7 protein-coding genes, 1 tRNA gene and 1 pseudogene are annotated in these 9,752 nt (G+C 64.5%); 4 read left to right on the top strand and 5 right to left on the bottom strand.

The features are described from left to right. The 3 genes and pseudogenes from ACOJTB_RS20475 to ACOJTB_RS20465 all read right to left on the bottom strand — a co-directional run. Positions 1-127 (bottom strand): annotated as a pseudogene (locus tag ACOJTB_RS20475) (ABC transporter permease); the annotation flags it as partial. Between the two features lie 74 nt (positions 128-201). Beyond that, the gene (locus ACOJTB_RS20470) at positions 202-1,383 is read right to left on the bottom strand and encodes a C45 family autoproteolytic acyltransferase/hydolase (protein WP_420104367.1); all 1,182 of its coding nucleotides are present in this window, start codon (positions 1,381-1,383) and stop codon (positions 202-204) included. Positions 1,384-1,388: 5 nt separating this feature from the next. After that, positions 1,389-2,213 carry a carbon-nitrogen hydrolase family protein gene (locus ACOJTB_RS20465; RefSeq protein WP_420104366.1) on the bottom strand — a complete coding sequence of 275 codons (825 nt, stop codon included), beginning with the start codon at positions 2,211-2,213 and terminating at the stop codon, positions 1,389-1,391. A 180-nt stretch (positions 2,214-2,393) separates the two neighbouring features. Here ACOJTB_RS20465 and ACOJTB_RS20460 point away from each other — a divergent pair, with 180 nt between their 5' ends. Together ACOJTB_RS20460 and ACOJTB_RS20455 are read left to right on the top strand one after the other, a co-directional pair. Continuing rightward, the gene (locus tag ACOJTB_RS20460) at positions 2,394-3,779 is read left to right on the top strand and encodes an aminotransferase (RefSeq protein ID WP_420104365.1); all 1,386 of its coding nucleotides are present in this window, start codon (positions 2,394-2,396) and stop codon (positions 3,777-3,779) included. Next, a complete protein-coding gene (locus ACOJTB_RS20455) occupies positions 3,776-5,191 on the top strand; it encodes an aldehyde dehydrogenase family protein (protein WP_420104364.1) in 1,416 nt (471 codons plus the stop codon). The genes ACOJTB_RS20460 and ACOJTB_RS20455 overlap by 4 nt, the downstream gene beginning before the upstream one ends. Before the next feature lie 115 nt (positions 5,192-5,306). Here ACOJTB_RS20455 and ACOJTB_RS20450 read toward each other — a convergent pair whose 3' ends face one another. Beyond that, positions 5,307-6,230, bottom strand: coding sequence for a GntR family transcriptional regulator (locus ACOJTB_RS20450; RefSeq protein WP_420104363.1), 924 nt, complete (start codon positions 6,228-6,230; stop codon positions 5,307-5,309). A 232-nt stretch (positions 6,231-6,462) separates the two neighbouring features. Between ACOJTB_RS20450 and ACOJTB_RS20445 the strand changes: the two genes are divergently transcribed. Beyond that, entirely contained in the window at positions 6,463-7,962 is a 1,500-nt protein-coding gene (locus ACOJTB_RS20445; RefSeq protein ID WP_420104362.1) for an ABC transporter substrate-binding protein, read from the top strand. A gap of 44 nt (positions 7,963-8,006) precedes the next feature. After that, complete coding sequence (locus ACOJTB_RS20440; protein WP_420104368.1) at positions 8,007-9,401, top strand: glutamine synthetase family protein; 1,395 nt, start codon at positions 8,007-8,009, stop codon at positions 9,399-9,401. A gap of 211 nt (positions 9,402-9,612) precedes the next feature. On the opposite strand, the gene ACOJTB_RS20435 is transcribed toward ACOJTB_RS20440, so the two are convergent. Then, a tRNA-Met gene (locus tag ACOJTB_RS20435) sits at positions 9,613-9,689 on the bottom strand. Positions 9,690-9,752 lie beyond the last annotated feature (63 nt).

Genomic DNA, 9,752 nt, shown 5'->3' with positions numbered 1-9,752 from the left:
CCAGATCCCCCAGCATCAGCTGCGCCGGATCCCCCGGTATCAGACGGATCAAGACAAAAACCGACACCGCAACGATCACAAGCGTCGGCAACGCCATCCCAAGCCGCGTCAACCCAAAACGAACCATCAATGCCCTCCCAACCGCAATCAAAGGGCCAAAAACAAAGTGCCTAGCGTCCCACGCTGCGGGTCGAGCACTTCTCAATCCAAGCTGTAGCGTGTGAAGCTGCGGTTGAGCGCCGGCAAGGGAGCGACCTCCATCACCCCCTGCCCCGGATCCATCACCACCATCGCCACCGTCGCCGAGAGATTATTGTCCCGCAGTCCCGGCCGCGGCGGCCGGCAGACGCTGTAGGGCTTGGCGAATTCGTCGAAGAAAGCGTGCTTGAGATCATCGGGCGTGAGCTTCTCGCCGGCCTCGCGCAGGAGCTTGCTCACACGCCAGTCGCGATAAACGCTGTCGGGAACGCTCGCGATGCCAGTGTCTTTCAGCTTTGCGAGCGCAACCGCGCTGACCCAGTGGTTGGCGTGCACGATCAGGCCAGCGCTGGGATAAAGCGGGAAGGCTTCGTCCGGCGCGCATTCGAAGTCGATCGCGAACCCTTCCGCGGTCGCGATCATCATGTTGTTCGAGCAGACCTTCGGCGTCGCCGCCACGGCTTTCACCGCCATGGCGAAATGCGCCTGTTCCAAGACTTTGCGCCGAATGAACACGAGCGGCACGCCGGGGGTTTTATAGTCGCGCTCGGAATCGAGGTAATTGGCGGTGATCGACAGGCCCGCCTGGTTCAGCCCCGAGCGTGCCAGCCCGCCCGCCTCCACGAATGTCAGAAAATCCGGCCCGTCGTCGCGGCGCACGCACAGCACGACCGACGTCTCCGCGCATTCCGAGCGCCAATCCCAGTTCTGGCCATGGATCAGCCGCCCGCTCGCGCTTCGCTCCGGCAGGATGACGGCTCCCGTGCATCCGTCGTCCGGCTCGATCGATGCGTCGACAGGACGATTCGACTCCCGGCGGGCCTTGGCCATGACCTCCGTGCGGGCGTTGATCATGACGACATCCTCGAAGGCGACGCCCGCCCCCTCGGCGATGCCCGCCATCTCCTCCGGGTAGGACGGATCGAACGCATCGATCTCGCGCACGAAGCCCGCGATCAGTTCCGCCTTACGCTCTTCGCTGTAACCGAGGTCGGAGAGCTGGCCGCCATAGAGCGCGATGCTGCCCAGCACGCGCTCCGCCGCAGCCTCGCCATAAGCCCGGCCCCGCTCGCGCGGCTTGCCGGAAACGCTGATCAGAGGAAAAGGAGCAATCGTCATCGCCGGTTCCGCGGGGTGTGTGTGGTTGATTGCGAGGCTTTGCTGAAAGGCCGCTTTCAGCGGCATCCGCGTCAGAACGAAATCAATCGCTTGCGACGGTGGCTGGCGAGCTGGATCCGGCTTCGGGCAGCATCGATTTCCGCCATGTCGAGGCGCGCTGCGACGATGCCGTCGCCCAGGCCGCGGCGCGCGATGACGGTGCCCCAAGGCTCGACGACCAGAGAATGACCGTAAGTGTGATGCGTGGCGCCGTCTTCCTCGTAGGCACCCTCCATCGCCGGCGCGAGGATGAAACATTGCGTCTCGATGGCCCGCGCACGAAGCAACGGCTCCCAATGCTCCTTGCCCGTTTGCAAGGTGAAGGCCGCCGGAACGGCGATGATCTTGGCGCCCCGATCGACGAGCGCCTGGAAAAGTTCGGGGAAGCGCAGGTCGTAGCAGATGGTGCAGCCGACCGTGACGCCGTCCAGGTCGTAGGTGACGATCTGCGAACCGGCTCCGTAGAGCCAAGCCTCGTCATAGGCGACGCCGTCCGGAGCGGTGATCGAGAACATGTGGATCTTCCGGTAGCGCGCGACCTCGCGGCCATCCCGGTCGAAGACGATCGTGCTGTTATGGACGGTGTCCCCGGCGCGCTCGTTGACGGAGCCGGCATGGATGAAGACACGATGTCGGACCGCCGCATCCTGCAGCATGGCGTAGGCTTGCCCTCCGGGACACGGTTCCGCCGAGGCGATCTGCTGTTCGCGCGAGCCGCCGTAGAAGGCGAAGCATTCCGGCAGCAGCACGAGATCCGGCTGCTCCTCGCGGACCGCGCGGTCGATCAGGCGCCGGGCGCGCGCGATATTCGCCGCCTTGTCGGCACCCGCATTCATCTGCACCAGCGCGACTTTCATCGAAACCTCCGGCAAGTCGCGTCACCGGCGGGGCGCGCATTCGACTATCCGATCGATCGGCCCAATATCCGCGCCAAGGAAAAGTTGTCAATGTATTTTGATTGACAAAAGTTCATTGAATCGCTCCCTTGCCGTGACGCGCGGATCGGCGCGCCCGAGGAAGACAGGCGGAGTGGGACGATGAAGCCAGCGTTGCAGTCATGGGAAAGCCGGGAGCTCGCGAGCTTCTTCCACACCTTCAGCGACCTTCCCTCTCTGGCAGAGGCCGGACCGACGGTGATCGAGCGCGGCGAGGGCGCCTATGTCTTCGACAATGCCGGGCGCCGCTATCTCGAGGGCAATTCCGGGCTCTGGAACATGACGTTGGGTTTCAGCGAGCCTCGTCTCGCGGAGGTCGCACGCCGGCAATATGACAGCCTGCCTGGCTATCACACCTTCTTCGGACGAAACTCGAAGCCGGCGATCGCGCTCGCGGAGCGCGTCCTGTCGCTCGCGCCGGTCCCGATGAGCCGCGCCTTCTTCACCAATTCAGGCTCGGAAGCGAACGAGTCGGTCGTCAAGCTTCTCTGGATGATCTGGGCCGCAGAAGGACAGCCGCAGCGGCGAAAGCTGATTTCGCGACGCAACGCCTATCATGGCGCGACGGTGATGGCAGCGAGCCTGACGGGCAAGGACTATGTCCGTGCCTTCGGTCTGCCTTTACCGGAGGTGGTGATGGCCGGCTGCCCGCATGCTTGGCGTTTCGCGCGACCGGGCGAGAGCGACGACGCCTTCGCTGCCCGCCTGGCCACCGAACTGGCGGACCTCATCGAGGCCGAGGATCCCTCCACCATTGCCGGCTTCTTCGCCGAGCCGATCATGGGCGCCGGCGGTGTGCTCCTGCCTCCGGAGACGTATTTCGCCCATGTGCAGCCGGTGCTGCGCCGCTACGGAATCCCGATGATCGGAGACGAGGTGATCTGCGGCTTCGGCAGGACCGGGAAGCTCTGGGGCGCGCAATGCGTCGGCCAGAGCCCCGACATCATCGTCGCATCCAAAAGCATCTCTGCGGGCTATTTTCCGATGGGCGCCGTGATGCTGTCGCGGGAGATGGACGAGCGCGCCAGCGCGGCTAGCCGTGCCTGGGAAGAGTTTCCGCATGGCTTCACCGCCGGCGGCCATCCCGTCGGCTGCGCCATTTCGCTGGAGGCGATCCGGATCATCGTGGACGAGGGCGTGCTCGCTCATGTCGGTGAAATCGCGCCGGGCTTCCAGCGGCGCCTGTCGGATCTCGCGAGCCATGCCCTCGTCGGGGAAGCGAGGGGCATCGGCCTGATGGGCGCGCTCGACCTCGTCGCCGACAAGGACAGCAAGCAATCCTTTTCCGGCGCGCTGCGAATCGGCGAACGTGTCGCAGCCTCGGCGCGGGCGCGTGGACTGATCATCCGCCCGCTCGGCTCCTCGATCGTGCTGGCGCCGCCCTTCATCCTGACGGACGGCGAAGTCGAACACCTGTTCTCGACGCTCTCCGATGTTCTGGACGACATCGCCGCGCAGCCGGATGTCAAAGCCGGGATGTCGCGATGATCCAGCACCGCGCGCCGTCCGACGACGCGATCTGCCTGTCTCCGGTGGATGGGCGCGAACTGGCACGCCGCCGCTATGCGGATGACGGGGCCATTGCAGCGGCACTCATGCAGGCCCGACATACCCAGCGCGGCTGGGCCCTGACGCCGCTGGCGGAGCGTGTAGCAGCCGCCATGGCCTTCGTCGACGCGCTGCTGGCGATGAACGACGAGATCGTGCCGGAACTCGCCTGGCAGATCGGTCGACCGATCCGCTATGGCGGCGAGGCGCGCGGCCTCGAGGAGCGAGGCCGGCGAATGGCAGCGCTGGCTCAAGATGCCTTGGCGCCGGTGGTTCCATCGGAGCGGCCCGGCACCCGCCGTCGGATCGAGCGCCGGCCGGTGGGGCTCGTGCTGGTCGTCGCGCCATGGAACTATCCTTATCTCACCGCGATCAACACCATCGTGCCTGCGCTGATCGCGGGCAATGCGGTGATCTTGAAAGCGGCATCCCAGGCCCTCCTGACCGGGGACCGGTTCCAGATGGCGGCGGTGGCGGCGAAGCTGCCGCCTGGACTTTTCCAATCCCTTATTCTGAGCCACGACGCCACGCTCGCAATGATCGCGACGGGGGCGGTCGATCACGTCAATTTCACGGGATCGGTGCCGGCAGGGCGATCGATCGCCCGCGCTGCGGGCGAAGGCATGGTCGGCCTCGGCCTGGAGCTCGGCGGCAAGGATGCCGCCTATGTGAGGTCGGACGCGGCGATCGATGTCGCCGTGCCCGCTCTGGTCGATGGCGCATTCTTCAACAGCGGCCAATGCTGCTGCGGGGTCGAACGCATCTATGTCCATCACAGCCTCTACGACCGCTTCGTCGAGGCATATGTTGCGGAAGTCGGAGCTTACCGCCTCGGAAATCCGCTCGAACCGGAAACCACTCTCGGTCCGATGGCGCATGCGCGCTTTGCCGATCTCGTGCGGGAACAGACCGCGCAGGCCCTGTCTGCCGGTGCCCGAGCGTGCGTCGAGACATCCAGATTCCCCGAAGGCCGGACCCATGGGCCTTATCTGGCACCGCAGGTGCTGGTCGATGTCGATCACGGCATGGACGTGATGCGGGATGAAAGCTTCGGGCCCATCGTCGGGATCATGAAGGTGGCGGACGACAGCGAAGCCATCTTTCTCATGAACGACAGCCGCTTCGGCCTGACGGCATCGATCTGGAGTGCCGATCTCCAGCAGGCCGATCGGTTGGGCGACGCCGTCGAGGCCGGAACGGTGTTCGTCAACCGCTGCGACTATCTCGATCCTGACCTCGCCTGGACCGGTCTGAAGGAGAGCGGCCGCGGCATTTCGCTGTCGTCGCTGGGCTACGCCGCGCTGACACGGCCCAGATCGCGATATGGCCAACCTGCGCTGTCGGCTTCCTAGAGATCGGGCGTCCCGACGGACGCGGTCATACCGTCCAAGATCGTGCTGAAGCGTCGCGCTTCCGAGAAGGGGATTCGACCTTTCGGTCCGATCCTCTCACGCGGCCGGCGCGGCCTCATGTCTCGGAAACGGGCGCCTCAGACAGCGTTCCACCTGACCGGATGCGCTCCAGGTCTTCGGGAAGATGAGAGAAGGTTTCCTGCGCGGACACGTCAAGATGGAGTCTCATCAGCGTCGCGGCCTGCTGGCGCCGGCCCCCGAGTAGCGCCGCCATGATCCCGCGATGCTCGATCATCGACTGCCTGATACGGTCGAGCCGAACGAAGCCCATATATTCGGCGACGCGCCGGATATTGTTCTGGCGGCGGATGGCGTCGGCCAGAGGCCGGCTGCCGGCCCCCTCGGCGATCGCGAGGTGGAACTGGGCGTCGAGCTCGAAGAGAGCCCGGCGGTCGAAAGCGTCGATCTTGGCGATCGCAGCCTCGTGATCGGAGTCGAGCCTCGCCATCGCAGCCGAGTCGACGGCGTAGCCGTCGCTCAGGATCGCGGCAGGCTCGACGATCTGGCGGAAGCGATAGCCATCCTTCAGCGCCTCGGGGCCGACATCGGCGAAGACCCAGCCGCGGCCGGGCGACGGCTCGGCCAACTGGTCGCGCATCAGCCTGCGCAAGGTCGAGTTGAGGAATCCCTTCGGGACGGCGAAACGCTGAAGGAGCGCCCGCTCGCTGATCACGGATTTCAGGGTGCCGAGAGCCATTTCCCGCATGACGCGCTCGTCGAGCAGGTCGCTGCGATCGCCAGCGTCGCCGGGATCGGGATCGAGCGACCGCAGAATCTCGAAACCGCGTCGCGGCTCATAGGCCAACACACCTTGCCGCTCGAGCGCGCGCAGGACCTCTCGAACCGGCGTCCGCGAGACGCCGAGCCACTCCGCGATGTCCACCTCGTTGAGCCGCTGCCCGACAGCATGCTTCCCGCCGAACCGGGTCTGCAACTGCGAAAGAATGCGCATCTGAAGCGGGCTGGCCTGGGCTGCCATCCACGGAAGCTCCCTGTCTCAACGGCGCCGCCAGAACTGGCCGGTTTCCCTTCAAGAGGCAACAGCGTCGTGGCGGATGCCGGACCGGTCCCCATCGGCTCTTGACCAAATCGACGCTCTGCGACAACAATGAATTATTCAAACAGATAATACATTAACGAAAGGGGATGTCATGCGCTTCCGTCTACCCGGACTGGCCACGCTTCTCGGCGCCTCGGCGACGGCCCTTGCCTTGGCATCGCCTGCTATCGCCGCGCCGCTGCGGGTCCAGATCAATTCCGACATGCGCACCAGCACGCCCGGCGTCAGCGCCGCGGACGGGATCTCCAACGGCATCCATCTGCACATCGTCGAGGGATTGATGGCGTTCGGCGAGGCCGGCGACGTGAAACCTCTGCTGGCGGAGAGCGTCTCGGTCTCGCCGGACGGCAAGACCTACAGCTTCCAGCTCCGGGACGGCCTGCGGTTCCACAATGGCGCGGCGGTGACGGCGGACGACGTCAAATGGAGCTGGGACTACTTCATGGGTCATGGAGACTGGCGTTGCCGAAGGGAGTTCGACGGCAGCGGGATCGCGAAGGTCGAGCAGGTCACGATCCCGGACTCCCGCACCATCGTCTATCGGCTCGACCGTCCCAACGCGATGTTCCTCGCCATTCTCGCGCGGCCCGACTGCGCCATGGCGCCGGTCATTCATCGGTCGTCACTCAATCCGGATGGGACCTGGTCGAAGCCGGTCGGAACCGGTCCGTTCCGTTTTCTCGAATGGAAACGCGGCGAGATGGTCCGCCTCGGGCGCTTCGAGAACTATGCAAACCGCGGCGGCCCCATCGATGGCTACACCGGCGGCAAGAGGCCTCTGGTGGACGAGGTCCAATTCACCGTCGTTCCCGACAATGCCACTGCGATCGCAGCGCTGAAAACCGGCAATCTGGACATCATACCTTATCTGTCACCCTCCGAGTTCTCCGGGCTGAAGGATGACAGGACGCTCCAGATCTCGCGTGCGCCCAATATGGGAATGGTCACGCTGCTGATGCAGACCCAGGATCCGCTGCTACAGGACGTGCGGATGCGGCACGCCATCGCGGCCGCCGTCGACACGGAGGAGCTGGCGCTCGCCGCCTCCGACGGCCTTGCCAAACGCAACAATTCGATCGTGCCCTCGACGTCCTCTTATCACACGACTGCCCATGACGAGGGCTATCGCTTCGACCCCGCTCTGGCCCGAAAGCTCGCGACAGAAGCCGGCTACAAAGGCGAGGAACTGGTCATCCAGACGAACCAGCGCTTCCCCTGGAGCTACAATGTCGCGATCGTGTCCCAAGCCATGCTTCAGGCGGCCGGCTTCAAGGTTCGCCTCGAGGTCCTGGAATGGACCACCCAGCTCGATCGCTACTGGAAGGGCAATTACCAGTTCAGCGCCTTCCCCTATTCGGCACAACTCGACCCCGCCTTCAGTTATCAGAACATCATCGGCGACAAGACGCGTCTGCCGCAGAAAATCTGGGACGACGACCACGCTCGCGATCTGAACCAGCGGACCATGGAGACCTCTGACCGAGCATCGCGCCAGGCCCTGTTCGACGCGCTTCATCGGCGGTTCCTGAGCGAGGTCCCGATGCTGATGCTCTACAACAATATCGACCTCGGCGTGTCGCGACAGGGCGTCGAAGGATATCGCAGCTGGCAGGCGCGACCGCGCGTCTGGGAAGTCACGATCGACCGCTGAGACAACGCCGCATTCCTCCCCGAAACACGATATCCAGGTTCATGATGAGCGAAAACGATCTGTCCCCCGCCGCGCGCGGGGGGCGTCTCAACCTCCAGGGTCTGGAGGCGCAGGTCCGCGGCGGCGCGATCGACACGGTCATCGTCTGCATGACGGATCTCCAGGGTCGCCTGATCGGCAAGAGGTTGACCGGGCGCTTCTTCCTCGAGACGCAGGCCGGCCCGCAACTGTTCTGCGACTATCTGTTGGCGACGGATATGGAGATGTCGCTCGTCCCGGGATATGCGGCGGCCTCATGGGAGCGCGGCTATGGCGATTTCAGCCTGGTCCCCGACCTCGCGACCCTGCGCCGCGTCCCGTGGCTGCCCGGCACGGCGATCGTGCTCTGCGATGTCGCCGATCGAGAGGGCCGGGATCTGGAGCATTCGCCGCGACAAATCCTGAAGAGACAGCTCTCGCGCCTCGCCGCCTTGGGATACCGCGCGAACATGGCAGCGGAGCTCGAGTTCTACCTGTTCGACGACAGTTTCTCCGAGGCCAGGAGAAAGGAATACCGCGGCATCACACCGTCGAGCTGGTACCCCGAGGACGGACACGTCTTTCAGACCAGCAAGGACGAGCCGTTCATTCGCGTGATCCGCAATATGATGGAGGCCGCCGATATCCCGATCGAAGGCTCCAAGGCCGAATGGAGCCCAGGCCAGCAGGAGATCAATCTTCAATATGCCGAAGCACTGGAGATGGCGGACAGGCTGGTGCTGTACAAGAACGGCTGCAAGGAGCTCGCCCATCAGGCCGGCAAGTCGATCAGCTTCATGGCGAAGGTCGACCCGTCCTTGGCCGGCAATTCCTTCCATATGCACCTGTCGCTCGACCGCGCAGAAAGTGGCACGCCCGCCTTTTATGACGCGGACGAGCCGAGCGGCATGTCGCCTGTCATGCGACATGCCCTGGCAGGTGCCATGAACAACGCTTCAGCCGCCACTTATTTTTGGGCGCCGAACATCAATTCCTATCGCCGTTTCCGCCCCGGCACCTTCGCACCGACCCACCTCGCCTGGTCCCACGACAATCGCACCGCCTCATTCCGGGTGATCGGGCACGGCCCGAGCCTCCGTTTCGAATGTCGCATTCCCGGTGCGGACGTGAATCCCTATCTCGCTTTCGCAGCCTTGCTGGCAGGCGCGATCGACGGGGTCGAAACACGCGCCGAGCTGCGCCCCGCCCAGTCGGGCGATGGCTATCAGTCCAGCGGTGCGAGCACGATCCCGCTCTCGCTGCACGACGCCCTGCAGGCGCTGGACCAGTCCTCGGCTCTGCGCGAGGCGTTGGGCGACCACGCCGTCGACCATTATATGCGCTGCGGTCGCCGAGAGCTGGAGGAGTTCGCCGCCGCGGTCACCGATTGGGAGAAAATCCGCCTCTTCGAGCGAGGCTGAGCTGGTGAGCTCGGTCGGATAAGTCGTGGCCTGAGGCCATGACCATCCTCCAGACCTGAGTCGAATTCGTCAGACACGGAGACGGGCGAACCGGCCCTCACCGTTCACGGAAGAACAGGTCATCGGGATGCTGAAGGCGCTGTCCACCATAGCAAAACAGCCGCCCTTGGAGGGGCGGCTGTAAGCACCGAAGAACGGTGTTCGGTAAAATTGGTTGCGGGGGCCAGATTTGAACTGACGACCTTCAGGTTATGAGCCTGACGAGCTACCGGGCTGCTCCACCCCGCGTCAACTTTTGTGTCCTGGCTTTTTGGCTCTGGGGCCGTTTGGTTTTGAGCCAGGGTTTGAGAG

It is taken from the genome of Allobosea sp. (genome assembly GCF_048595345.1).
In the GTDB taxonomy this organism is placed as follows: domain Bacteria; phylum Pseudomonadota; class Alphaproteobacteria; order Rhizobiales; family Beijerinckiaceae; genus Allobosea.
This window is presented reverse-complemented; position numbering and strand designations above follow the sequence as displayed.